This window comes from Kytococcus schroeteri (assembly GCF_042433515.1).
GTDB classification, from domain to species: Bacteria; Actinomycetota; Actinomycetes; order Actinomycetales; family Dermatophilaceae; genus Kytococcus; species Kytococcus schroeteri.
In genome coordinates, this window is the sequence record NZ_JBHLVH010000027.1 from 158,565 (window position 1) to 182,711 (window position 24,147).

21 protein-coding genes, 1 pseudogene and 1 riboswitch are annotated in these 24,147 nt (G+C 72.9%); of the genes and pseudogenes, 8 read left to right on the top strand and 14 right to left on the bottom strand.

Annotated elements, in window-relative coordinates; translation table 11 throughout:
• Positions 1–11: 11 nt before the first annotated feature.
• From ACFFHC_RS10960 to ACFFHC_RS10995, 8 genes are all read right to left on the bottom strand, one after another.
• Positions 12–1,121 (bottom strand): ribonucleotide-diphosphate reductase subunit beta, encoded by a 1,110-nt coding sequence (locus tag ACFFHC_RS10960; RefSeq protein WP_083323548.1) that lies wholly within the window; start codon positions 1,119–1,121, stop codon positions 12–14.
• 123 nt (positions 1,122–1,244) lie between these two features.
• Complete coding sequence (locus tag ACFFHC_RS10965) at positions 1,245–3,845, bottom strand: ribonucleoside-diphosphate reductase subunit alpha (protein WP_379805383.1); 2,601 nt, start codon at positions 3,843–3,845, stop codon at positions 1,245–1,247.
• A gap of 162 nt (positions 3,846–4,007) precedes the next feature.
• Positions 4,008–4,173: riboswitch (cobalamin riboswitch) on the bottom strand.
• A 454-nt stretch (positions 4,174–4,627) separates the two neighbouring features.
• Complete coding sequence (locus tag ACFFHC_RS10970; protein WP_379805386.1) at positions 4,628–6,577, bottom strand: ABC transporter permease family protein; 1,950 nt, start codon at positions 6,575–6,577, stop codon at positions 4,628–4,630.
• Positions 6,578–6,729: 152 nt separating this feature from the next.
• Entirely contained in the window at positions 6,730–7,389 is a 660-nt protein-coding gene (locus ACFFHC_RS10975; RefSeq protein ID WP_070706046.1) for an ABC transporter ATP-binding protein, read from the bottom strand.
• Positions 7,390–7,456: 67 nt separating this feature from the next.
• Positions 7,457–7,804: a hypothetical protein gene (locus tag ACFFHC_RS10980; protein ID WP_070706044.1), complete on the bottom strand. Its 348-nt coding sequence runs from the start codon at positions 7,802–7,804 to the stop codon at positions 7,457–7,459.
• A 179-nt stretch (positions 7,805–7,983) separates the two neighbouring features.
• Complete coding sequence (locus ACFFHC_RS10985; protein ID WP_379805392.1) at positions 7,984–8,715, bottom strand: ABC transporter permease; 732 nt, start codon at positions 8,713–8,715, stop codon at positions 7,984–7,986.
• Positions 8,712–9,518: an ABC transporter ATP-binding protein gene (locus ACFFHC_RS10990; RefSeq protein WP_083323729.1), complete on the bottom strand. Its 807-nt coding sequence runs from the start codon at positions 9,516–9,518 to the stop codon at positions 8,712–8,714. Before ACFFHC_RS10990 ends, ACFFHC_RS10985 begins: the two co-directional genes overlap by 4 nt.
• Entirely contained in the window at positions 9,518–10,642 is a 1,125-nt protein-coding gene (locus tag ACFFHC_RS10995) for a hypothetical protein (protein ID WP_379805396.1), read from the bottom strand. The genes ACFFHC_RS10990 and ACFFHC_RS10995 overlap by 1 nt, the downstream gene beginning before the upstream one ends.
• Positions 10,643–10,735: 93 nt before the next feature.
• Here ACFFHC_RS10995 and ACFFHC_RS11000 point away from each other — a divergent pair, with 93 nt between their 5' ends.
• The 6 genes from ACFFHC_RS11000 to ACFFHC_RS11025 all read left to right on the top strand — a co-directional run bounded on the left by ACFFHC_RS11000 (position 10,736) and on the right by ACFFHC_RS11025 (position 16,835).
• Positions 10,736–11,350: a TetR/AcrR family transcriptional regulator gene (locus ACFFHC_RS11000; RefSeq protein ID WP_141494639.1), complete on the top strand. Its 615-nt coding sequence runs from the start codon at positions 10,736–10,738 to the stop codon at positions 11,348–11,350.
• Complete coding sequence (locus ACFFHC_RS11005; protein ID WP_070706038.1) at positions 11,340–12,635, top strand: hypothetical protein; 1,296 nt, start codon at positions 11,340–11,342, stop codon at positions 12,633–12,635. The genes ACFFHC_RS11000 and ACFFHC_RS11005 overlap by 11 nt, the downstream gene beginning before the upstream one ends.
• 215 nt (positions 12,636–12,850) lie before the next feature.
• Positions 12,851–13,951: an iron-siderophore ABC transporter substrate-binding protein gene (locus tag ACFFHC_RS11010; protein ID WP_070703460.1), complete on the top strand. Its 1,101-nt coding sequence runs from the start codon at positions 12,851–12,853 to the stop codon at positions 13,949–13,951.
• Positions 13,952–14,135: 184 nt separating this feature from the next.
• Positions 14,136–14,960, top strand: a complete 825-nt coding sequence (locus tag ACFFHC_RS11015) for a FecCD family ABC transporter permease (protein WP_379805402.1) — start codon at positions 14,136–14,138, stop codon at positions 14,958–14,960.
• Positions 14,961–15,042: 82 nt separating this feature from the next.
• Positions 15,043–16,035, top strand: coding sequence for a FecCD family ABC transporter permease (locus ACFFHC_RS11020; protein WP_379805404.1), 993 nt, complete (start codon positions 15,043–15,045; stop codon positions 16,033–16,035).
• Positions 16,032–16,835 carry an ABC transporter ATP-binding protein gene (locus ACFFHC_RS11025; RefSeq protein WP_101849373.1) on the top strand — a complete coding sequence of 268 codons (804 nt, stop codon included), beginning with the start codon at positions 16,032–16,034 and terminating at the stop codon, positions 16,833–16,835. Before ACFFHC_RS11020 ends, ACFFHC_RS11025 begins: the two co-directional genes overlap by 4 nt.
• A 373-nt stretch (positions 16,836–17,208) precedes the next feature.
• On the opposite strand, the gene ACFFHC_RS11030 is transcribed toward ACFFHC_RS11025, so the two are convergent.
• The 4 genes from ACFFHC_RS11030 to ACFFHC_RS11045 form a co-directional block, all read right to left on the bottom strand.
• Entirely contained in the window at positions 17,209–18,348 is a 1,140-nt protein-coding gene (locus tag ACFFHC_RS11030) for a CPBP family intramembrane glutamic endopeptidase (protein ID WP_379805407.1), read from the bottom strand.
• 100 nt (positions 18,349–18,448) lie between these two features.
• Positions 18,449–19,339, bottom strand: coding sequence for a 3-hydroxyisobutyrate dehydrogenase (gene mmsB, locus ACFFHC_RS11035; RefSeq protein WP_141494635.1), 891 nt, complete (start codon positions 19,337–19,339; stop codon positions 18,449–18,451).
• A 73-nt stretch (positions 19,340–19,412) separates the two neighbouring features.
• On the bottom strand, positions 19,413–19,730 hold the full coding sequence (locus tag ACFFHC_RS11040; protein ID WP_141494634.1) for a hypothetical protein: 318 nt from the start codon (positions 19,728–19,730) through the stop codon (positions 19,413–19,415).
• Positions 19,730–20,314, bottom strand: a complete 585-nt coding sequence (locus ACFFHC_RS11045; RefSeq protein WP_070704497.1) for a mycothiol transferase — start codon at positions 20,312–20,314, stop codon at positions 19,730–19,732. The genes ACFFHC_RS11040 and ACFFHC_RS11045 overlap by 1 nt, the downstream gene beginning before the upstream one ends.
• 107 nt (positions 20,315–20,421) lie before the next feature.
• Here ACFFHC_RS11045 and ACFFHC_RS11050 point away from each other — a divergent pair, with 107 nt between their 5' ends.
• Positions 20,422–22,170, top strand: coding sequence for a DUF7800 domain-containing protein (locus ACFFHC_RS11050; protein WP_101849369.1), 1,749 nt, complete (start codon positions 20,422–20,424; stop codon positions 22,168–22,170).
• 18 nt (positions 22,171–22,188) lie between these two features.
• Here the strand turns inward: ACFFHC_RS11050 and ACFFHC_RS11055 are convergent, their stop codons facing one another.
• Both ACFFHC_RS11055 and ACFFHC_RS11060 read right to left on the bottom strand, forming a co-directional pair.
• Entirely contained in the window at positions 22,189–22,527 is a 339-nt protein-coding gene (locus tag ACFFHC_RS11055) for a hypothetical protein (RefSeq protein WP_141494633.1), read from the bottom strand.
• 102 nt (positions 22,528–22,629) lie between these two features.
• Positions 22,630–22,866, bottom strand: a pseudogene (locus ACFFHC_RS11060) (ATP-binding cassette domain-containing protein); the annotation flags it as partial.
• A gap of 92 nt (positions 22,867–22,958) precedes the next feature.
• On the opposite strand from ACFFHC_RS11060, the gene ACFFHC_RS11065 reads away from it, so the two are divergent.
• A complete protein-coding gene (locus ACFFHC_RS11065; protein WP_379805414.1) occupies positions 22,959–23,798 on the top strand; it encodes a prephenate dehydratase in 840 nt (279 codons plus the stop codon).
• The last annotated feature ends 349 nt before the right edge of the window (positions 23,799–24,147 follow it).

The window sequence follows — 24,147 nt, forward strand, 5'->3', positions numbered from 1 at the left end:
GAGTCAGCGGCTCAGAAGTCCTCGTCGAACGAGACGCTGCCCTCCACGCCCACCTGGTACGCGGACACGCGGCGCTCGAAGAAGTTGCTCAGCTCCTGCACGTCCTGGAGCTCCATGAACGCCAACGGGTTCTTGGTGCCGTAGATCTCCGGCATGCCCAGCTGCACGGCGCGGCGGTCGGCCACGTTCTCCAGGTAGGCGCGCATGTCGGCCACCGACAGCCCGGCCACGCCGCCACCCAGCAGGTCCTCGGCGAACTGCGCCTCCGCGTCGACGGCCTCCATGAGCATCTGCCGCACCTGGCCGGCCATCTCCGCATCGAACAGGTCGGGCTCCTCGGTGCGCACGGTCTCCACCACCTCGAAGGCGAAGGCCATGTGCATCGACTCGTCGCGGAACACCCAGTTGGTGCCCGAGGCGAGACCGTTGAGCAGACCCCGGCTGCGCAGGAAGTACACGTAGGCGAACGCGCCGTAGAAGAACAGGCCCTCGATGCAGGTGCCGAAGCAGATGAGGTTCAGCAGGAACTGGCGGCGCTGCTCCTTGGTCTCCAGGCGGTCCAGGTCCTGGATGGAGTCGATCCACCGGAAGCAGAACTCGGCCTTCTTGCGGATGGAGGGGATGTTCTCCACGGCGGCGAAGGCCTCGAAGCGCTCGGCCTCGTCCGGGACGTAGGTGTCGAGCAGGGTCAGGTAGAACTGGATGTGGACGCCCTCCTCGAACAGCTGCCGGCTGAGGTACAGGCGCGCCTCCGGGGAGTTGACGTGCTGGTACAGGTTGAGCACCAGGTTGTTGGCCACGATCGTGTCGCCGGTGGCGAAGAAGGCCACCAGGCGGCTCACGAGGTGGCGCTCGGCGGGGGTCAGCTTGGTGTGCAGGTCCGACAGGTCGCTGTGGAGGTCGATCTCCTCGACCGTCCACGTGTTCTTGATGGCGTCGCGGAACATCTCGTAGAACTGCGGGTAGCGCATCGGCCGCAGGGTGAGCGACATGCCGGGGTCGAGCAGGCGGGAGCCCTGGGCCACGGCGTCGTGCAGGTCGGCCTCCACGTGGTCGGTGTGGGTGGCGGCGGCCTGGTTCTTGGTGACGGTCTGGTTGGTCGGGTCGGTCGGCTGGGTCACGGGAGTCTCCTCATCGATGTTGAGTCGTCGTTCCTCGGGGTGAATCAGCCCTCCGGACCCCGGAGAACGACGACTCAACGTGGGGGGGGGTGGGGTGCGCGGGGGGTGGGGTGCGCGGGTGCCTTACTCGCAGGCCTCACAGGCCTCGGGGTTCTCCAGCGAGCAGGCGAGCGCCTCGGCATCGGTGAAGGTCCGCACCGGCTCCGATGCGGTGAGCCCGCCGACCACGCCCGGCGCACCAGGGGCCGTGGGCTGGCTGGCGCCCGGGGCACCCGTCGCGGCGCCCCAGCTCGCGCCGGCACGCACACCGGACACGGTGGCCTGCTGGATGCGGGTGGCCGGCCGGCTGCGCAGGTAGTACGTGGTCTTCAGCCCGGCCTTCCACGCGTACAGGTACATCGAGCTCAGCTTGCCGATGTGGGGGCTCTCCATGAACAGGTTCAGGCTCTGGCTCTGGTCCACGTACGCCTGGCGGGCCGCGGCCATCTCGATGAGCGCCTTCTGCGGCAGCTCCCACGCGGTGCGGAACAGCCGCCGGGCCTCCTCCGGCAGGTCGGCGATGCCGGCCACCGACCCGTTGTCGGCCTTGAGCTTCTCGCGCACCGTGTCGGTCCACAGACCCAGGGACTTCAGCTCGCCCACCAGCGCGGTGTTCACCTGCATGAACTCCCCCGAGAGCGTCTCGCGCTTGAACAGGTTGCTCACCTGCGGCTCGATGCACTCGTAGCAGCCGGCGATGCTGGCGATCGTCGCCGTGGGCGCGATGGCGATCATCAGCGAGTTGCGCAGGCCGTGCTCGGCGATGCGGGCGCGCACCGCCGCCCACCGCTCGGTCTGCGTGGGGGTCACCCCGTACAGGTCGTGCTGCAGCTGGCCCTTCGCAGCCCGCGTCTCGTCGAAGCTCGGGTGTGCCCCGAGCTGCTCGGCGAGTTCGGCCGAGCGTTCCAGCGCGGAGAGCTGGATCTCCTCGGCGATCCGGGTGCTCAGCTCGCGCGCCTCCGGCGAGTCGAACGGCATCCGCAGGGCGAAGAACACGTCCTGCAAACCCATCGAGCCCAGGCCGATGGGGCGCCAGCGCGGGTTGGACGCCGCCGCCTGCTCGGAGGGGTAGTAGTTGATGTCGATGACGCGGTCCAGGTAGGTGACCGCCAGCCGCACCGTGGCGCGCAGCTTCTCCTCGTCCACGCCGACCGCGCGTGCGGCGGCGTCCTGCGGGCGGGCACCCGTGGTGCCGTCACTCCATCGGAGGTGCTGGGCGAGGTTCACCGACCCCAGGTTGCACACGGCGGTCTCGTCGTTGCTGGTGACCTCGATGATCTCGGTGCACAGGTTGCTCAGGTGCACCACCGGGGCCGGCTGGACGGTGCCGTCGGCGGCCACCCGCGGCGTCTGGTCGTCGCTGGTCTGGTTGCACGCCCGGTTGGAGGCGTCCTTGAAGGTCATCCACCCCTGGCCGGTCTGGGCCAGGGTCCGCATCATGCGTCCGTAGAGGTAGCGCGCCGAGACGGTGCGCACCACGTCACCGCGCTCCTCGGCGGCGCGGTAGGCGGCGTCGAAGGCCGGGCCCCACAGGTCGGGCAGCTCCGGCACGGCATCGGGGTCGATGAGGGACCACTCCCCATCAGCCTCCACACGGCGCATGAACTCGTCGGGGATCCAGTGGGCCAGGTTGAGGTTGTGCGTGCGGCGGGCGTCCTCGCCGGTGTTGTCGCGCAGCTCGAGGAACTCCTCGACGTCCGGGTGCCACGGCTCGAGGTAGATGCACGCCGCACCCTTGCGCCGGCCGCCCTGGTTGACCGCCGCCACCGAGGAGTCCAACGTGCGCAGCCACGGCACGATGCCGTTGGAGTGGCCGTTGGTGCCGCGGATCAGCGCCCCGCGGGAGCGGATGCGGGAGAAGGCCAGGCCGATGCCGCCGGCGAACTTCGAGAGCTTGGCCACCTGGTGGTAGCGCTCGTAGATGGAGTCGAGGTCGTCGCGCGGGGAGTCGATGAGGTAGCAGCTGGACATCTGCGTGTGGCGGGTGCCGGAGTTGAACAGGGTCGGCGAGCTGGGCAGGTAGGCTAGGGAGGAGAGCAGCTCGTAGAACTCCACCGCCTCCGGCGCGGTGCGCGAGAGCCCGGCGGCCACGCGCATCAGCCAGTACTGGGGCGACTCGATGACCGCCCGCGTGAGGGGGTGGCGCAGCAGGTAGCGGTCGTACACGGTGCGCAGGCCGAAGTAGTCGAAGCGCCAGTCGGCGTGGGCGGCTTGAGCGCGGTGCACGGCATCGTCCAGGAGGCTGGCGTGCTCGGCGACGAAGGCGGCGGTCACGTCGCCGATGAGGCCCTGCTCGTGGCCGGTACGCACGGCCTGGCTGAAGGTGGCGATGCCCTGGCCGCGCACCTCCTTGTCGATGGTGCCGGCCAGCAGCCGTCCGGCCAGGCGGGAGTACTGCGGCTCGGTGGCGGTCATCTCCGCAGCGGTGGCGATGGCGAGCTTGTCCAGTTCGGCGGTGGTGGCGCCGTCGTAGAGGCCGGCGATGGTGCGGGTGGCCACGCGCATGGGGTCTACCTCGGGCAGGCCGTCGGTGCAGCGCTCGATGGCGGTGACGATCTTGGCCAGGTCGACCTCCTCGTGCTCACCGCTGCGCTTGACGACGCGCATCGGGTGGCGGGAGGTGGTGGGGGTGCCGTCCAGGGTGGGCTGGGCGGGGGTGCCGGGGCCGGCGGTGTGGGTGGTCATGCCCTCTCCTCGCGAGCTCGCGCCGCGAGGGGTGGGGGCGTCGGCCGGCCGGGCAGCGGTGGGCGCGCGGCACGGCGGTGCCGGCGCCCGTGTCCGGACGTGCGTCTGCCAGCCGTCCCGCGCGGCTCGACGGACCGGCCGCGGTCGCGGCCGGGCGCTGGCAGGTCTTCGGACTCACGGGCGTCCTCGTCACCGAGGCGTCCGGCAGGTGCCGGACGGGTGCCTACTGGCCGTCGCTTCCCAGGTGCTGGCTGCACCCAGTGCTGTGTGACGGCGGTCGTTCCCGAATACCGCTGCGGGGCAGTCCCGGACTCGCACCGGGTTCCCTCTTGCCTCTCCCTGGGGCTCGGTCGCCGGGCGCCCTGCCGCGCAGTGGTGCTGCGCGGCGGTGGCGTGCTGTGAAGCTGCACGTCCGGGCCGTTGGCCGTGCCGGGGAGAACCAGCACCCGCACCATATACGGGGCCTGTGGCGCGGCGCCACCCCCACATGTTGTGTCCGGCCGGGTTCGGTGGCATGGCGCGGAGAACCGGCGGCGACCCGGGGCCCCGGCGAGGCGGCCTGGGAGGGGTGGCCCGGGCACCTCGAGACGTCCACGAATGGTCATGTCGACTGTCGAGATGACCATGCGTGGCTGTCTCGACGGTGACGCATGACCCTCCCGTGTAACGCTTCGGCCGCCAGGGCGACCACCTCGTCACACGCCCGCGAGCCCAGCAATCACTTCCTCACACACACGCCACCGGCTCACGTCTTCCTGGTGACGCCGTGACCACCGCTGCAGTCAGGCCCTGGCACGGCGTTGCCACACCAGGGTCCCCACGATGACGGCCACGCACACCCCTGCCACCGCCAGTGACACCGCCGTCACGAGCAGGTAGTTCTCGGTGGTGTACTCCGCCGTGCCGCCCACGTAGGCGAAGAGGTAGGCAGCCGCCACACCGATCGGCACCGCCAGGGCCACGGGCAGGAGGGTCGCCACGACCGTGGTGCGCGCCGCCTCATCGGGATGCAGCCCGGCCCGCTCCAGGGCGCGATGCTCCCCGGTGGTCTCGATGGCCCGGTCACCCAGCACGCGCAACATGCCCAACAGGAGCAGGAGTGATGCCGCGAGGACGCCGGTACGCATCCAGTCCGTTCCGGGGTGCTGGAAGTCCGTGTCTGGCCCAAGCTTCTGCATGAGGACCGGCTCGGTGGACCCCTGGAAGAGACGCAGAGCATCGGCCCCGTTCCAGTCCAGCGGACCGCTGACCAGAACGTAGTCGGACGGCGCGTGACGCGTGGGATCCCCGATCAGAACCTCGCTGACCCGGGCAACGGCGCGAGCGCCGTCCGTCCCCACCCCGCCGCACTGCTTGGCCGGCACCTGCGTGCCGAAGAAGTCCTCGGCGGCGGCACAGTCACGGAACACCACGGCCCCGCCGGTGCCCTGGCGGTTCGGCTCCACCCGCCCACCGGCCTGCTCGGCCCTCTCCTGGAGCGTGCCGACGAACCCCTCGGGCGCATCAGCCCAGTAGGCCGTCCAGACCTTCGCCGAGCCGCCTGACTCCGCGAACGCCGGGCCACCGCCCGTTCCTTCATAGAGAGAGACCTCCGAGCCGATGATGAACACCAGGATCCCCACGAAGGCACCCGCGCGGGCCAGCCGTGCCGAGCCACCGCCCAGACGCTTGGCGGCGAGCCAGCGAGTGGGGTTGCCGGAGCGGGCGAACAGCCCGGACACCCATCGAGCGAGCACGGGAAGCCCCAGGGGCAGTCCCGCGATCACCAGCACGGCGCCCACCATCAGCAGCTGCATCGACAGGTCCGCGTTCTTCTGGCCCAGCAACTCTGGCAGGGGGACCGCCAGGCCCAGGCACACGAAGGCGGCGATGAGGGGCAGGATCGCCCAGTCCCCCCATCGCACCCCAGAACGGCGCACCTGGGGCACCACCCTGGCCGTGGTGGCCCAGAGGACGGCCACCCCGACCGTCAGGGGGGTGACCACCGCCGGCATCCACCAACTGCCCCGCGCGGCCGGGAGGAGCACCGCATCGTTGCCGGGCCAGCTGGTCCGCCAGCTCAAGATCAGGAGCCAGGCAAGGGCCCCCGATACGGCTCCGAGCAACGCCAGGACGCCCGTCTCCAACACGACCACCCGGCGGATCGATGCCGCGCTGACTCCCAGCCGCCACAGGCGCTCGGCACGTTCCCGGGTGACCCCACCCACGGCACGCGCCGCTGTCCCCAGCAGGAGAAGTGCTGGTAGAAAAACCAGCGCGAGGACGGACACCGCGCCGGGGACACCGGCCGGCGCATCCAATGTGGTCTCGACGTAGCCCACCCGCGCCTCGCCCGGGCCGTAGCCCGAGATGCGCTTGACGAAGTCCTGGTCCAGCTTCTGACCCTCGGGTGGGCGGGCGATGGCGTAGCCCTCACTGCGTGAGATCAGGAAGTCGTCCCCGATGGTGCCGCCCTCACCCGTGCCCGCGTCACTCGGGCGCAGCCCGAGGTCCTCGGCGGTCAGACCGTGCCGCGCGAGCCCCGGGGAGATGACTGCCTCCCCCGGGGCGGGGAGGCGATCCAGCCCCGGGGGCACCAACGACGGATCGTTCTCATGGCCGGGGTCGGGGCTGATCCACTGGATGGGGATCTGACCCAACCCCTCAGGCAGGATGGGCATGGACTTTCCCCAGTCGGCGACGGCTGTTCCGCCGACGTTCGGCCGTCGCGCATCCAGGTGGTCGTCGACCACCAGCAGGTGTGCGGCCATCATCGCGGTCACCAGGAGGGCGACGGTGGCCACTGCCGCGGAGAAGACGATGCTCACCTGGCGCCAGCGCTGCCGCGGGTTCGCGCTCAACGCGAGGCCGCGGGCGAGTCGCCACGCCGGAGCCCAGCCGCCCCTCATCGGTGATCACGCAGGTCGATGACGGTGTCACAGGCTGCCGCGACAGCCGGGTCGTGCGTGGCGATGAGGGCACCCACCCCCGTGTCGTGAACGCGTTCGCCCAGAAGGCTGATGATGTCGGCCGCCGTGTCCTGGTCGAGGCTGGCCGTGGGCTCGTCCGCCACCAGCAGGACGGCGGACGGCCGCACCAGCGCACGGGCGATGGACACCCGCTGTGCCTGACCACCCGAGATCTGGTCGACCGGCTTGTCCACGTGGTCGGTGAGACCCACTGCAGCCAGTGAGTCAGACGCCATCGAGAGGGCCTTCGAGCGCGGCACACCGTCGAAGAGCAGGGTCACGGCGACGTTCTCCGCCACGCTCAACTCGGGCAGCAGGCCCGCGTCCTGGTACGCCACCCCCATCAGCTCGCGGCGGAGGCGGGCGCGCCGGGAGGGGCGGGCGCGCGACAGGTCGTTCCCGTCCACCGCGACCGATCCGCGCGTGGGCCGCTGCATACCCACCGCACACGCCAGGATGCTGCTCTTGCCGGAACCACTGGGGCCCATGAGCGCGACGGACTGCCCGCGTTCCACGATGAGGGAGAAGTCCTCGATGACGGTTCGGTCATAGGTCACGCCGAGATGCTCGATGGCCAGCGCGGGCTCGTGCTTCATGGTCGCCTTTCTACACAGTGGTGGTGGGTGGGCCGGCCACGCCAGCCCACCCACCATGAGAGTTCTGTCAGTTCTTCCAGACGCGCTTCGGCTCGACCCAGCCACCGCACTGGTCGAAGATCATGAGCCTGCAGGACCGGAACTCCTCAACAGAACTCGTCTGGGTCAGGTGCTCGCACGAACCACCCTTCGAATCGCGCGCTCGCGCGGTCCAGGTGCCCATTCGCGCCTGCACCTCCATCTCGTGGCCGTCGTCCAAGGTGTCGCAGACGTAGACGTGCCGATTCCAGTCGGAACTGGACGCGTTCTTCGCGTGGCCTCCGGTGGTCCGGCTCTCTGCCACCTCCCAGGCGGCAGAGGCCGAGCCCACCATCAGTCCGGAGGCGAGCAGGGTCGCAACGACGATCTTCTTCATGGATTTCTCCCCGTGTGTGTGGTCACCCCCCGACGTGGAGGACACCACCTATCCAGCCTCGCCGTGTGTGTGTGTCAAGGAGCAGGAGGGCGATTCAGCCATGGTGGACGACGCCCGACAGCCGGTTGACAGCAGACCAACAGTGTCGCCCTGCGAGGCGGGACCCGCAGGCCCCCGGGTCACTCCGTCCGGCGGGGCACGGTGAGCGCCGCACCCACGAGCGCCATCACCGCGAAGGCGAGCAGCACCCACATCGGGCGCCAGAGGTCGGCACCCAGGTCGGTGTGGTCACGCACGTGCTGCACGGCGTCCACCGCGTAGCTGAGCGGCAACACGTCGCTCACCAGCTCCAGCCCGCGGGGCAGCCGGTCGCGCGGCACGAGCAGCCCGCAGAGCAGGAACTGCGGCAGCACGAACGCCGGCATGAACTGCACCGCCTGGAACTCGGTCCGCGCGAAGGCACTGGCCAGCAGCCCCAGCGAGGTCCCCAGGAAGGACGACACCAACGCCACCAGCACCAGCGCCCACCACGGACCGGCCACCTCCAGCCCCACCCACCGGGCCACCAGCGAGGTGGCCGCGATCTGCAGGACGGTCATCACCGTGAAGGCCAGGGCGTACCCGGCCAGCAGGTCCACCCGCGCCATGGGGGTGGTGAGCAGGCGCTCCAGGGTGCCGGACTGCCGCTCCCGCAGGGTGGCGACGGAGGTGACGATGAACATCACCACGAAGGGGAAGACCGGCAGCAGCACCGGGCCGATGCGGTCGTAGGCGCCGGAGAAGTCGAAGACCCAGCCGAGCAGGGCCAACAGGGCGGCCGGCACCACCACCAGCAGGGCCACGGTGCGGGGGTCGCCGGCCAGCTGGCGCAGCACGCGCACGGCCGTGGCCAGGGTGCGGCGGGGGCTCATCGGGTCTCCTCCGGGGTGTGGTCGGCACCCTGCTCCACCAGGCGCAGGAAGGCCTCCTCGGCATCGGACGCACCGGTGCGGGCCAGCAGCTCGGCCGGCGTGAGGCCGGCCAGCACGCGCCCCTCGCGCAGCAGCACGAGGTGGTCGCAACGGGTGGCCTCGTCCATGACGTGACTGCTCACCAACAGGGTGCGCCCCTCGCCGGCGAGGCGGTCGAAGAGCTCCCACAGCGAGCGCCGCAGCACCGGGTCCAGGCCCACCGTCGGCTCGTCGAGCACGAGGAGCTGCGGGTCGGCCACCAGGGCTGCAGCCAGCGACACCCGGGAGGCCTGGCCTCCGGAGAGCGACGAGACGCGGGCGTCGGCGCGGGAGGTGAGGTCGACCTGCGCCAGGGTCCGCTCCACCGCATCGCGCGCGGCGGCCCCGGAGAGCCCCGCCATCGCGGCGAAGTAGCGCAGGTTGGCGCGCACCGGGAGGTCGGCGTACACCGCGGGCGACTGGGTGACGTACCCGACGCGGGCCCGGTTGGCCGGCGACCCGGCGGGCTCCCCGAGCACGGTCACCTCGCCGGCGGTCACCCTCTGCACGCCCACCACGGCGCGGATGAACGTGGACTTGCCGCTGCCCGAGGGGCCCAGCAGCCCGGTGACCCGCCCGGCGGGCAGTTCCAGGTCGATGCCGGGCAGCACCTCACGCCCGTCGCGCACCACCCGCAGCCCGCGGACGGTGACGGCCGGGGCGGCGGCGGGTTCCCCCGCTTCGACCGGGCGCGGGGAGGGCTTGGTCAGGCGCGAGGCGGACATCAGGCCTCCACGTGCTCGTGCCCGTGGCCGCCGGTGCGGTGGTGGCCCACCACCACGAGCAGCAGCCCCAGCGCGAGCCAGCCGGCCAGCACCAGCCACGGCTGCAGCGTGGACGCGTCGGGGAAGTAGGCCAGGTCGCGCACCAGGGTGCCGGTGGCGCCGGGCACGAAGAACTGCCCGATGGCGCCCCACGCGCCGGGGAGGAACTCGGCCGGGGACTGCGCGCCGGAGATCGGGTTGCCGATGAGCATGGTCAGCAGCGCACCGATGCCGATGCCGGGGGCGCCGATGGCGCTGTGCAGCCCCACGATGAGGGCCACCGTGGCACCCAGGCTCAGCGCGATGGAGGCCCACAGCGCGAGCCCCGGGGCGGGCAGGAGGTTGAACCACCAGTCGAGCACGGCCACCATCGCCAGGCCGCCGAGCGCGGCGTAGGCGAGCACGCCCACGAGGCGGCGCCAGGTGCCGCGCACGCCGCTGCTCAGCAGCACACCGCCGAGCAGACCACCGATGGTGAGCGGCAGGGAGGCCACGGCCAGGCCGGCACCGCGGGGGTCGCCCTCGGTGAGGGGCACGACGTCAGTCACCCGCGGGCCGGCGAGCGCCTGCTGAAGCACAGCGGCCTTCTTCTGGGCCGGCACCTGCTGGGCCACCTGCTGCGCGACGGCGGTGCTCATGCCCTGCCCGGCGGAGGTGAGCATCTGGGCCACCGAGGCGTTGGCCGCGCCGGCGGTGAGCACCTCGAGGCGGTCGGTGGGGGCCTTCGGCGCGACGAACGCGCCGTAGAGCTCGCGCTCCCGGATGCCCTGCACGGCGGCCTCGCGGGAGTCGACGCGCTGCAGGTCGAAGGGCACCTGGCCGCCGGTGTGCTCGGCCTGCTGCTCCATGCCGGCCTGGATGCGGTCGACGGTGGCCTGGTCGCCCACGACGGCGACCGGCAGGTCCTTGGGGGTGGAGGTGACGGCGGGCCACAGGAAGGCCAGCAGTACCAGGGTGACCACGGTGGCGGCCAGGGCGGCGGTGCGCAGGGCGGTGCCCCAGGGGCTGCGGCGGTCGACCTTCTCGTAGGTCGGGGTGGGGTGCTCGGCGCGCTCGGGCGCGGTGAGGCTGGTGGACGGCGCCATGGGGGTCCCTTCACAAAAAGAACGACTGTTCGCCAGCGTAGGACCGCGGCACCCCGAGCGCAAAAAGAACGACCGCTCTGTAAGGTGTCTCACATGCCCCGCCTCACCCCCCAGCGCCGCGAGGCGCAGCGCCAGCGCATCGTCGACGCCGCCCGCACCGCCATGCTCCGCGACGGATTGCAGGCCACGTCGATGGCCCGCGTCATCGAGGAGTCGGGCCTCTCGGCCGGTGCCATCTACGGCTACTTCGCCAGCAAGGACGAGCTGGTGGTGGCCGTGGCCGTGGAGGTGATCCGCACCCGGCTGGCGAGCATGGCCGCCCTCGCCGAGGAGCGCCCCGTGCCCCACCCCGCCGCCGCGCTGGGCGCCTTCGTCGGCCAGCTGCCCCAGGGGCGCGAGGCCGCCCTGGTGCTGGACATCTGGGCCTCGGCCGCGCACCACGAGGCGCTGCGCGAGCGCACCGGCGCGGTGTTCGCCGAGGTGAGCCAGGGGGCGCTGACCTACCTCGAGGCGTGGTTCACCCACGGGCGCGGCCTGACCCCCGCGGCGGCCGCCACCGAGGCCCGCCGGGCCCTGCCGGCGCTGCTCGCCCTGGGGCAGGGCTTCATCGTGCAGAGCACCCTGCTGGGCACCCCGTCCCCCGAGGACTTCCGCGCCGCCGTGGAGGCCCTCTGGCCGACCCCGGAGGAGACCCCCGATGGTGAGTGACCGCGAGTTCAGCCGGGCGTGGGACGCCGTGGTGGAGGACCCCGACGCCGGCACCGAGCAGCTGGAGCCCACCGCCGCCGAGGCCCTGCCCCGCAACGGCCTGCGCATCCTGGGGGCCACCTCGCTGCTCAACGCCGCCGACCAGCTGGTGCACGCCCCCACCGTGCTCACCTGGGCCCTCACCGGCCTCGGTGCGCCGGGGTGGACCGTCGGCCTGCTCGTGCCGGTGCGCGAGTCCGGGTCGATGCTGCCGCAGGCCGCGCTCACGCCGTGGGTGGTCTCGCACCGGCGGCGCCACGGGCTGGTGGCCGTCGGGGGCCTCGCGCAGGCGGTGGGCGCGGCCGGCATCGCGCTGGCACTGGCCCTGCTCACCGGGCTGGGCGCCGGGCTCGGCGTGCTGGCCGGTCTGGCGGTACTGGCCAGCGGGCGCGCCCTGACCTCGCTGGCGAGCAAGGACACCCAGGGGCGCACCGTGCCCAAGGGGCAGCGCGGGCAGCTCACCGGCACCGCCACCGTGGTGGCCGGCGCCCTGGCGCTCACGGTGGGCGTGGGGCTGCGCCTGGCCGGCGAGGGCACCTCGCCGCAACACCTGGCCTGGCTGGCGGCCGGCGCGGCGCTGCTGTTCGTGGGCACGGCGGTGCTGTGGAACCGGGTGGAGGAGCCGGCCGGTGACACCCGGGAGGCCGACACCCCGGTGAGCCCGTGGGCGCTGTGGCGCGATGCGCCGGACTTCCGGGCCTTCGTCACCGTTCGCGCCCTGCTGCTGGTGACCGCCCTGACACCCACCTTCCTGGTGGCCGCGGCCGCCACGCAGGGCACCACTCCCCTGACCGGGCTGGCTCCCTTCGTGCTGGGCACCGGCCTGGCCTCGCTCGTGGGCGGGCGGCTGGTGGGGCGCGCGGCAGACCGCTCCAGCCGGCGCCTCATGGCCGTGGCCTCCGGGGCGGCCACCGCGGTGGTGCTGGTGGTGCTGCTGCTGGCCGCCGTGCTGCCCCCGGGGCCGATGGCGTGGGTGCTGCCGGTGGCCTACTTCCTGGTGACGCTGGCCCACACCGGGGTGCGCACCGGCCGCAAGACCTACCTGGTGGACATGGCCGCGGGCGACACCCGCACCGCCTACACCGCAGCGGGCAACACGATCATCGGGGTGGTGCTGCTGGCCGCCGGCGCGGTGGCCGGCGCCCTGGCCACAGTGACGCCCTGGTGGCCGCTGGCCTTCCTGGCGGCGCTGGGCGTGCTGGGATCGGCGCTCGGGCTGCGGCTGCCGGAGGTGTCGCGCGGCTGAGGCGCCCGGCGGGGGCCCACCACCAATTCCGCACCGGTGCGGAATTGGGCGCGGGTGGCAGGGCGAATTCGGCACCGGTGCGGAGTTCGGCGCGGGTGGCAGGGCGAGATCAGCACCGGTGCGGAGTTCGGGCGCCGGCGCCCACCGCATCGCAAGGGTCAGGTTTGCCTTCCCCTCGCATCGAGGTGGCGCGTCGGTAGATCCCGAGGAGACCCATGCGCATCGTGCGTACCGGCGCCGTCCTGGCCGCCGCCAGCCTGACCCTGACCGCCTGCTCCACCGGTCCCGCCGGTGAGGAGAAGCCCTCCGAGGGCGCCTCCGGCAGCTCCAGTCAGAGCAGCGGTTCCGAGGGCGGGGACGCCGCCTTCCCGGTGACCGTCAAGCACGCCCTGGGCGAGACCACCATCGAGCAGCAGCCCACCAAGGTGGCCACCCTCGGCTGGTCCGACCACGACGTGGTGGCCGCTCTGGGTGTCGTGCCCACCGGCGCCCCGCAGATCACCTGGGGCGGCAATGCCAAGAAGTCCACCGACTGGTTCGACAAGAAGGTCAACGAGCTCGACCCGAAGGCCGAGATCACCCGCTACTCCGACGCCGACGGCGCCCCGGTGGACGAGATCGTCAAGCTGCAGCCCGACGTCATCCTGGCCACCAACTCCGGCGTGACGCCCGAGGAGTACGAGAAGCTCAGCAAGATCGCCCCCGTGGTGGCCTACCCCGAGGTGGCCTGGGGCACCAGCTGGCAGGACTCCACGAAGATGACCGGCCAGGCCCTGGGCAAGTCGGACGAGGCCGAGAAGGTCATCGCCGACACCGAGAAGCAGGTGGAGGAGACCGCCGCGAAGTACCCGGCGCTCAAGGGCGCCACCGTGGCGTGGGCCTCCTTCTCCCCCACCGACCTGTCCACGTTCGCGCTGTACACCACCACCGACAACCGCCCGCGCATGCTCGAGGAGCTGGGCATGGTCAACGCGCCCCTCATCGGCGAGCTGAGCAAGGACGAGAAGTCCTTCCAGGTGGACGTCTCCGCGGAGAAGGCCAGGACCGTGGACGCCGACGTGGTGGTGTTCTACGCCGACGAGGCCGGCACCGAGAAGGCCGTCACCGGCAACAAGCAGCTGGCCGCCATCCCGGCCTTCCAGCGCGGCTCGTACGTGGCAGCCACCGACCCGGTGGCCTCCTTCCCGATGTCCAGCCCCACCCCGCTGAGCATCCCGACCGCGCTGGAGAAGTTCGTGCCCGAGCTGGCCAAGGCCGCCGAGAAGGCCAAGGGCTCGAGCGAGGGCTCCTCGGCCGGGGCGTCGTCCGCCGAGTGACCTCGCACCTCGCACCGCACGGCCACGGCCGCCGGCTCGCCCTCCTGCTGGGGGGTGGGCTGGTGGCCGTGGCCGTCGCCGTCCTCGCCTCGCTGGCGGTGGGTGCCACGGTGGTGCCCGTCGGTGCCGTCTGGTCGGCCCTGCGCGGGGCGGCGGCGAGGCGGCCGGCATCGTCGAGGCGCGCGTGGACCGCACCGTGCTCGGCGTGCTCGTCGGTGCCGCGATGGGGTGCGCCGGGGCCGCGATGCAGGCCCTCACCCGCAACCCCCTGGCCGACCCCGGCATCCTCGGCGTCAACTCCGGCGCGGCGCTGGCCGTGGTGCTCGGGCTCACCACCGGGGTACTGCACGAGCAGGGCCAGTACGTGTGGTTCGCCCTGGCCGGGGCGGCGCTGGCCGCCGTGGTGGTCTACGGCATCGCCGCGGCGGGACCGGGCGGGGCGCAGCCGGTGACGCTCACCATCGCCGGGGCGGCCTTCGCGGCCACCGCCGGGTCGCTCGGCTCGGGGCTGATGGTGGTGGACCTGGCCGCGCTCGACGTGTTCCGGGTGTGGCAGGTGGGCACCGTGGCCGGACGCGACCTGGGCCTGGTGGCCTCCGTGGCGCCGGTGCTGGTGGCCGGGTTCGTGCTCACCCTGCCGGCCGGCGGGTGGCTCAACACCCTGGCGCTGGGCGACGACCTGGCGCGCGGCCTGGGGCAGCGCGTCGGGCTGGTGCGGCTGGTGGTGGCCGCCGGCGCGGTGATGCTGTGCGCCGCCGGCACGGCGCTGGCCGGGCCGATCGCGTTCGTGGGGCTCGTGGTGCCGCACCTGGTGCGCTCGTTGACCGTCCCCGACGAGCGCCGCGTGATGCTGGGCAGCGCGGTGTTCGGCGCGGCCCTCGTGGTGGCCGCCGACACCCTGGGCCGCGTGGTGCTGCCGCCCACGGAGGTGCCCGTGGGGATCATGACCGCCGTCATCGGGGCACCCGCGCTGGTGCTGCTGGTGGCCCGTCGAAGGGTGCACACATGAGTGCCACGACGCGGGGGGGGCCGAGCGCGCGGGGGCGCCGGCACCGCAGTCCGCCCCGAGCCCGCGGCGGACGCTGCGCGCGGTGGGGCGCCGCCACGGCATCGTGCTGGGTGGCCTGGCCGTGCTGCTGCTGGCGCTGTTCGCCGCCCGCGTGCTGCTGGGCGACTACACCGTCACCCTGCCGGACTTCCTGCGCATCCTGGGCGGGGAGAACATCCCCGTGGCCAGCTTCCTGGTGATGGAGTCCAAGCTGCCCCGCGCGGCGGCCGCCGTGGTGGCCGGGCTGGCCTTCGGGGCCGCCGGCGCCACCTTCCAGTCGGTGCTGCGCAACCCGCTGGCCAGCCCGGACGTGGTGGGCGTGAGCGTGGGCGCCAGCTTCGGCGCGCTCTTCGCCCTCGTGGTGCTGGAGTGGACCGGCCCGGCCGTGGCTCTCTCCGCAGCCGGCGGGGGGCTGGCGGTGACCGGCCTGCTGGTGCTGCTCTCACGGCGCGGCCCGGCCGATGCCGCCGCGCACACCATGGTGCTCACCGGCATCGGGCTCTCGGCCGCCCTCATGGCGGGGATCCACTGGCTGCTGCTGCGCACGGAGCTGCACAAGGCGCAGGACGCGGTGGTGTGGCTCTCCGGCAGCGTCAACGACGTGCTGTGGCGCGAGATCGGGGTGCTGGCGCTGCTGGTCGCGGTGCTGCTCCCGCTGCTCGTGGCCACCACCGCGCGCCTGGGCGTGCTGGAGCTGGGCGACGACCTCGCCACCGGCCTCGGCGAGCACCCCACCCGCCTGCGTGGCCTGGCAATGCTGCTGGCCGTGCTGCTCGTGGCCGCCGCCACCGCCGTGTGCGGCCCGGCGGCCTTCCTCGCCTTCCTGGCCGGCCCCATCGCGCGCGCCCTCAACCAGGGGCGCACCACGGTGCTGGGCGCCGGGCTGGTGGGCGCCTGCATCTTCCTGGCGGCCGACTACACCGGCGCCTACCTGGCCCCCGGCGGCAACCTGCCCGTGGGCATCGTGACCGGCCTGGCCGGCGGCCCCTTCCTGCTCGGCCTGCTCCTGACCTCTCGGAGGTGGATGTCCTCATGACCGCCCGACTCGCCTGCCGCGACCTGCGGCTCTCCTACGGCGGCCCCGAGGTGGTGCACGGCGTGAGCCTGGACGTGCCCGACGGGGCCATCACCACGCTGGTGGGCGCCAACGGGTGCGGCAAGAGCACCCTGCTGCGCGGTCTGGCGCGGCTGCTGAAGCCAGCGGGCGGACAGGTGACGCTGGACGGCACCGACCTGCACTCCCTGCCCACCCGGCAGGTGGCCACCACCATCGGGCTGCTCCCCCAGCAGCCGCTCGTGCCCGCGGGGCTCACGGTGGCCGAGCTGGTGACTCGCGGCCGGCACCCGCACCGCGCGGCGTGGCGGCCCGCGTCGGCGGCGGACCACGAGGCGGTGGAGGACGCGATGCGGCGCACCGACACCCTGGGCGTGGCCGACCGTCCCGTCGCGGCGCTGTCGGGCGGGCAGCGGCAGCGCGTGTGGATCGCGATGGCGCTGGCGCAGCAGACCGACGTGCTCATGCTCGACGAGCCGACGAGCTTCCTCGACCTGGCCCACCAGGTGGACGTGCTGGACCTGGTGGCGCAGCTCAACGTCGAGCGCGGCACCACCGTGGTGATGGTGCTGCACGACCTCAACCTGGCCGCGCGGGTCTCCGACCACCTGGTGGCAATGGCCGCCGGGCAGCTCGTGGCCGCCGGGACGCCGCGCGAGGTGATCACGGAGGAGACGGTGCGCGAGGTGTTCGGGCTGGACTCGCTCGTGGTGGACGACCCCGTGACCGGCACGCCGATGGTGGTGCCGCGCGGACGCGTACCGGCACGCGCGGCCACCTGACCACGTGGCCGTGAGGCGACCCCGGCCCTCGTGGGAGGGGTGTCCTATCGCGTGATAGGTCGACCGATACGCAGGCGGGTGACTGGGATTCGGTCGACCTATCGGCCGATAGGACACCCCTCCGGACCACCACCTCCCGCAGCCCCGCCAGCCCGCCCGACCGGCCCACAGCTCACCTCTCACCGCATCGTCGAGTAAGGCTTGCCTTGCCTTAGCGAGTTGGGTACTGTTCAGGCATCGCAGGGCGCAGGGGCCCGAGCGGTACCGGAGGACGGGACCGGGTGGTGGTTCCCCGCCCTCCACGCACTGAAGGGGCCGGAGCGCTGATGCGCTCCGGCCCCTTCAGTGCGTGCCGGCCAGCGGCCGTGCGTGGTCAGCGGGCGGCGGCCCCCACGCGGTCGCGGGGGTGCAGCAGCTCCTCCGGGCCGGCGGCCGTGCGGTTGCCCAGCCCGCTGCAGCGCCACTGCCACTCCACCAGCGCCAGACCCACGCCCTGCAGCAGCACGCTCATGAGCAGGACCGCCGGGGTGGAGGTGGTGTCGCCGCCCACGAAGCCGTCCTCGAAGCCGCCGAAGAACAGCGAGATGACCATGAGCGTCACGTTGTTGACCGAGTGCATGACCACGGCCGCCTCCATGCCGCCGGTGCGCACGATCATCACCAGGGCCACGAGGGCGAACAGGCCCAGGTCGGCGAGCACCCAGGGGTCCAACGAGCCGTGCGCGAGGGCGAAGAGACTCACCGAGGTGACCGTGGACAGCCCCAGGGCCAGCCACGTCCACGGGATCCAGCTGCCGAACCACTGCATCACGAAGCCGCGGAACAGGTACTCCTCGCCGGCCGCCTGCAGGGGCGTGGTCAGCACCACCACGAGCAGCATCCACCAGAAGTACCGGTGCGGGTGCGGCGTGAAGCTCTCACCGGCCAGCGCGGCCGTCCCGAGCAGGTAGAGCACCCACCACGGCGTGAGCACCACGAGCACACGCAGCGCCCAGCCCCAGCGGAAGCGCCCCGCCACCGAGGAGGCGAAGCCCGGCCGCATCCAGTAGGCCAGGGCGAGCACGCCGACGGCCGCCGGCACGAGGACGGCCAGGCCGGCGTTCATGCCCAGGAAGGTCAGCGGGTGGAAGACCTCCGGCATGCCGTCACCACCCTGCTCGAACCCCTGCCGCTGGCTCTCGATGGACAGCATCGGGGCGAGCATGGCCACGATGGCGACGAGTGCCACCACGATGCCGACCGGGATCCACAGGAGCAGGGCCACGACGGGGCGCCACCAGGCACGGCGGGGGCCACGGGTGAGCTCGTGGAACTCGGCGTCCGGACGCACCGACGAGACGGGGGCCGGCGGGCCGTACGGCCCCGGCGCGTAAGGGGGCGGGGCGTACGGCCCCGGTGCGTACCCCGTCGGGGCAGGGTGGGCGTACTGCCCGTACGGCGGTTGCGGGGCGTAGGGGTCCTGCGGCGGACCCTGGGGGTGCTGCGGATGGGGCTGGCCGGGCTGCTGATTCACCCGCACAGGGTAGGAGGGCCCCGCTCCGCCCGGTACCCCCGGCGGGGTGAGGCCCTCCGGTCCGGCGCCACGGCACCGCCGGGGCGGCGGTGCCGTGCGGTCAGCCGTTGAGCGTGTCGCTCTCGATGGCGGTGATGACGGCCCCGAAGTCGCGCCGGGGACCGTCGATGTCGACGAAGCGCTCGTAGGCGTCGCGGGCCGCTCGACCGAAGGCGGTGTCCACGCCGGCCAGCTCGGAGGCGTCCTGCGCGAGGTTCAGGTCCTTGAGCATGAGGCCCGAGGCGAAGCCGCCCTCGAAGTCGCGGTTGGCCGGCGATCCCTCGACCGGGCCCGGCACCGGGCAGTTGGTGTCCAGGGCCCAGCAGCGGCCGGAGCTGGTGGAGGCGACATCGAAGAAGGCCTGCGGGTCCAGGCCGAGCTTCTCGCCGAGCACGAAGGCCTCGGAGACGGCGATCATCTGCACACCCAGCAGCATGTTGTTGCAGATCTTGGCGGCCTGGCCATTGCCCGCACCGCCGCAGTGCACGATCTTGCGGCCCATGGCCTGCAGGACCGGCTCGGCACGGGAGAAGGCCTCGTCGGTGCCGCCGACCATGAAGGTGAGTGTGCCGGCCTCGGAGCCCACCACGCCGCCGGAGACCGGGGCGTCGATGCTGGAGTGGCCCGCCTCGCGCACCATGTCGGCCGCCTTGCGGGCGGACTCCACGTCGATGGTGGAGGAGTCGATGAACAGGACGTCCTGGCCGGTCACGGCCGGGACGATCTCGCCGTAGGAGTCCAGCACCAGCTGGCCGTTGGGCAGCATCGTGATGACGACCTCGGCGTCGGCCACGGCCTGCGCGCCACTCTCGGCCACGGTGACGCCGTTGCCCTGCGCGGTCTCACGGGCGGCGGGCACGGGGTCGAAGCCCGTGACGTCGTGGCCGGCCTTGACGAGGTTGGCGGCCATCGGGCCACCCATGTTTCCGAGTCCCAGGAACGCGATCTTCATGCCGCGAGCCTACTCCCCGCGTGATGCAGGTCACGGCCGGGAGGGGTGGGGTGGCAGGACGCCCCGGGCGCCCTCAGCGCGGGCGGTTGACGGGCACGAACCGCCCCTTGACGCGCCGCCGGACCTCCACCCGGGGCATCTGGACCACCTCGGACATCTCCGCGAGATAGCGCGCTGCCAAGTCGAACGCCTCGTGGTCCTCGGCGTCGTCGTTGGACTCGGCCACCACGCAGCGCACGGTCACCTGGGGCACGCCACGGGGCATGTCGAGGGACACCTTCTCCACCAGGTGGGTGCGGCCCACCACCTCCCGGGCGATGTCGAGCACCTTCGAGGGCGGGGTGTCACCCCGGACGGCGAGCACGTCGGCGACGAGGCGGTAGGAGGGCATCAGGCGCCCCGTTCCCCGGCCGGGCGCCACGGCTGCACGAAGTCGTTGCCCGGCTGGCCCCAGACCGCGAGCAGCAGCTCCGGAGAGGTCGCGCCGTCGATCTGCTCCCGGACGATGTCGGCGTGCCCGGCGTGGCGCGCGAGCTCCTCCACCACGTGCACGTGCTGGTAGCGCGCGCACACCCGCGCAGGGGCGTCCACACCGAACCAGGGCATGGCCGGCTGCTCCACCACCTCGCCCGGGTCGGCCGTGCGCAGGTTCTCCACGAGGGCCTCCATCACCTCGTCGAAACGGGCCAGGGTCAGCGCGAGCGTCTCGTCCTCGCGGAGGGTGAAGCTGGCCATGAACGCCTCGACCGGGTCCGCCGGGACCCGGTCCGGGTGCACGACCTCCGCGCCCACGACCTCGGCGTACACGTGCACCAGGTGCTTGAGCAGGCCGCCGATGCTCAGCGCGCTGCGGCAGGGCGTGAGGCGGGCCTGCTCCTCGGTGAGGCCGTACGCGCTTGCCCGGAGCGACTCCGCGAGCTGGCGGACGTACTCGGCGTGGGTGGTGGGCTCGTCGTGCTGGGCGGGCAGGTACACGGCATCCTCCTGGGCTGGTGGCCGGCGCCCCGGTGGCCACCAGGGTGCTGAACCCACAGCGTGGCAGCCGGCACCGACAACCTCCCGGTGGCTGCGAGACTGGCCGCATGGCTGCCTCCATCGTCATCGGCCCCCTGCTGCGCCACGTGGACCACGGGTCCGCCGCGATCTGGGTGGAGACCGACGCCCCCGCCCGGGTGGAGGTGCGCGCCGGGGAGCACACGGCATCGGCCAGCACCTTCAGCGCGCACGGGCACCACTACGCCGTCGTGGAGCTCACCGGGCTCCCTTCCGGCCTGGACAGCACCTACGAGGTGCTCGTGGACGACGCCCGCGCCTGGCCCGAGGCCGACGACCCCCGCCCCGCGCCGCGGCTCAACACGCTGACGCCCGGCGCCGCGGTGGACCTCGGCTTCGGCTCGTGCCGCACCTCGGTGAGCCACGACGCGAAGGGGCACCGCACCCACGGCGTGGACGCGCTGCGCACCCTGGGCATGGCGAACGCCCTCGGCCGGGAGGACGCACCCGCCCTGCCGGAGATGATGCTGCTGCTCGGCGACCAGGTGTACGCCGACGCCACGAGCGAGGCGATGCAGGAGTTCATCGCCTCGCGCCGCTCGCTCGACGAGGGGCCCGGCAAGGAGCTGGCCGACTACGAGGAGTACGCGCACCTGTACTCCCTGGCCTGGGGCGAGCCGTGGGTGCGGTGGCTGCTGGCCAGCCTGCCGACCCTCATGATCTTCGACGACCACGACGTGCGCGACGACTGGAACACCTCCGCCGCCTGGCGCGAGGAGATGGAGGCCACCGACTGGTGGCACGACCGCATCGTGGCGGCGCTGGGCTCGTACTGGGTGTACCAGCACCTGGGCAATCTCTCGGTGGCCGAGCGCGCCCAGGACGAGATCTGGCGGGAGGTGGTCTCGCGGCAGCGCACCGACCCCCACCCGGACGTCACCGAGGTGCTCGACGCCTTCGCCGAACGTGTGGACCAGCACCCCGACACCTACCGGTGGTCCTACGCCCGCGACATCGGCGCCACCCGCCTGGTCGTGGTGGACTCCCGCGCCGCACGGGTGATGGAGCGGGGCGAGCGGCAGATGCTCGACGAGCGCGAGATGCAGTGGCTCAGCGACCAGCTGCGGGGCGCCGACGGCATCGAGCACGTGGTGGTGGGCACCTCGCTGCCCTTCCTGCTGCCGCGCGGCCTGCACCACCTGGAGGCGTGGAACGAGGCCGTGGGCAACGGGGTCTTCGGGGAGCGCGCCGCGGCCGTGGCCGAGTGGCTGCGCACCACCGTGGACCTGGAGCACTGGGCGGCGTTCCACGCCTCGTTCCTGCGCGTGTGCGCGATGGTGGGCGAGCTGGCGCGCGGTGAGCGGGGGCCGGTGCCGCGGTCCGTGCTCTTCCTCAGTGGCGACGTGCACCACTCGTACGTGTCCGAGGTGGAGTCCGCGTCGCTGCTGGACGACCACGACCTCACCGACGACGAGCGGGCCCAGGCGGCCGCCGGGGAGGCGCCGGAGATGCGCGTGCTGCAGCTGGTGTGCAGCCCCATCCGCAACCCGCTGCCCACCGTGATGCGCTACGCGACGGCCGTGCTGGCCCACGGACTGGCCGTGCCGCTGGGGGCGATGGCGGGGCGCTCGGCGCACGTGCCGGCGCAGCCCTGGCGGTGGCGCGACGTGGCCGGGCCGTGGTTCACCAACAACGTGGCGCTGCTGCGGGTGGACGGGGAGGAGCTGGAGGCCAGCTGGTGGACCGGCGAGGTGCGCGACGGCGACCACGACCACCCGGTGCTGGTGGAGGTGCAGACCGTGGACCTCGACGAGGACGGGCGCGTGCGGGTGGAGTGAGGGGGCGGCGGGCGCCGCTCAGCCGCGCGGGACGTCGCGGCGCCGGAAGCCCGCGAACCCGGCGGCCACCAGCACGAAGGGCCCGAGGGTCCAGCCCAGCAGGGCCCCACGGTGCTCGTGCAGCGCCAGCCCGAACGGGGTGCGCAGCAGGGACGACGCGCGGTCCGGGCGCGGGCGGGCGCGCAGCAGGGCGGCGTCCACGTTACGGCGGGCGTGCAGCGCCACCGCCGCGGCCACGAGGAACGTGGCAGTCACCAGCAGCAGGCCCACCGGCCACCAGCGGGCGTCCCCGAAGGCACGGGCCTGGTCCACCCAGCCCAGCGGCGTGGCCCAACCCCAGACCGAACAGGCCGGCACCGTAGACCGCCGCACCCCGGGCATCCGCCCCGAAGGCCACGACCATGGCGAACTCGTTGGCCATCACCCCACCGAGGTGTCGGTGCCGGCCACACGCCCCTCGAGCACCCGGGGCAGGGCCGCGGCATCGGCCCACGGGTCCCCGCCGAAGAGGCGGACGGTGCCCGCATCGGCCCGCATCAGGCCCAGCAGGACGCGGATGGTGGTGGACTTGCCCGCCCCGTTGGGGCCCAGGAATCCGTGCACCTCGCCGGGGGCGACCGTGTGGTCCAGGCCGTCCAGGGCCCGCGCGTGGCCGAGGGCCTTGACCAGGCCCCGGACCTCGATGACGGGGTCGATCCGGCGAGGGCGGAGGCGTCGTGGGCGACGCGGGAGGAGGGCGTGGAGGCAGTCTGGCAGTCGGCACCGACTGCGCGTGGAACGATCTGACGATGCAGCACATCGCCATCCAGGGAGAGCCCGGGTCCAACTCACACCTCGTCGTCCGCGAGAACCACCCGGACGCACAGACGGTGCCCTGCGCCTCCTTCGAGGAGGCCTTCACGCGGGTGACCGACGGCGAGTGCGAGCTGGCCGTCATCCCCATCGACAACTCCCTGGCCGGGCGCGTGGCGGACATCCACCACCTGCTGCCGGCCAGCGGGCTGCACATCGTGGGCGAGCACTTCCTGCGCATCCGGTTCTCGCTCCTGGGCCTTCCCGGCGCCACGCTGGACGGGGTGCGCACCGTGGCCAGCCACGTGCACGCGCTGGGGCAGTGCCGCCGCATCATCCGCGAGCACGGCTGGGACACCGTGGTGGCCGGCGACACCGCGGGCGCCGCCCGCGAGGTGGCCGAGGCCGGCGACCCCGCCCGGGCGGCACTCGCCCCGCCGCTGGCCGCGGAGATCCACGGGCTGCAGGTGCTGGCCGAGGGCGTGGAGGACGCCGCGCACAACACCACCCGGTTCGTGGTGCTCAGCCGCGAGGCCGTCGTGCCGCCGCGCGACGCCGGGCCGCTGGTGACCACGTTCGTGTTCACCGTGCGCAACCACCCGGCCGCCCTGTACAAGGCGCTGGGCGCCTTTGCCACCAGCGGCATCAACATGACCAAGCTGGAGAGCTACATGCTCGACGGGCGGTTCACGGCCACGATGTTCCTCGCCGAGGTGGACGGCCACCCCGAGGAGCCTGCCCTGGCCGGGGCGCTGGAGGAGCTGACCTTCTTCACCACCGACACGCGCGTGCTGGGCACCTACCCGGCGTCCCCCTGGCGGGACGGGAGGCACTGAGGCGGAGCGGTTCTGGCCCGGCCCGCGTCGAGGCGGGACCACTGGCCCACGAGGGCTCCCACACCGAGGGCGACGCAGGTGACCACCCACTCACCCGACCCCTCCGGGCGGACGATCCCCAGGGCGGCGGCCGCGGCGGCGGCATGCCTGGCCAGCGCCGTGTCACGGTCACCCCGGAGGGCGAGGCCGGCGAGGGCGCGAGGGGGGGTTGTCCACAGGGTGGGTGGTGGTGCGGGCGCGGGCGTCAGGTCGTTCACATGTTCGATGGTGGGGTTGCAGTAGGTCGGTTGTGTGTACTAGTGTGGGGGTAGGTGGTTGGACAGGGGGTTCGACCAGTGGTTGGCCATCG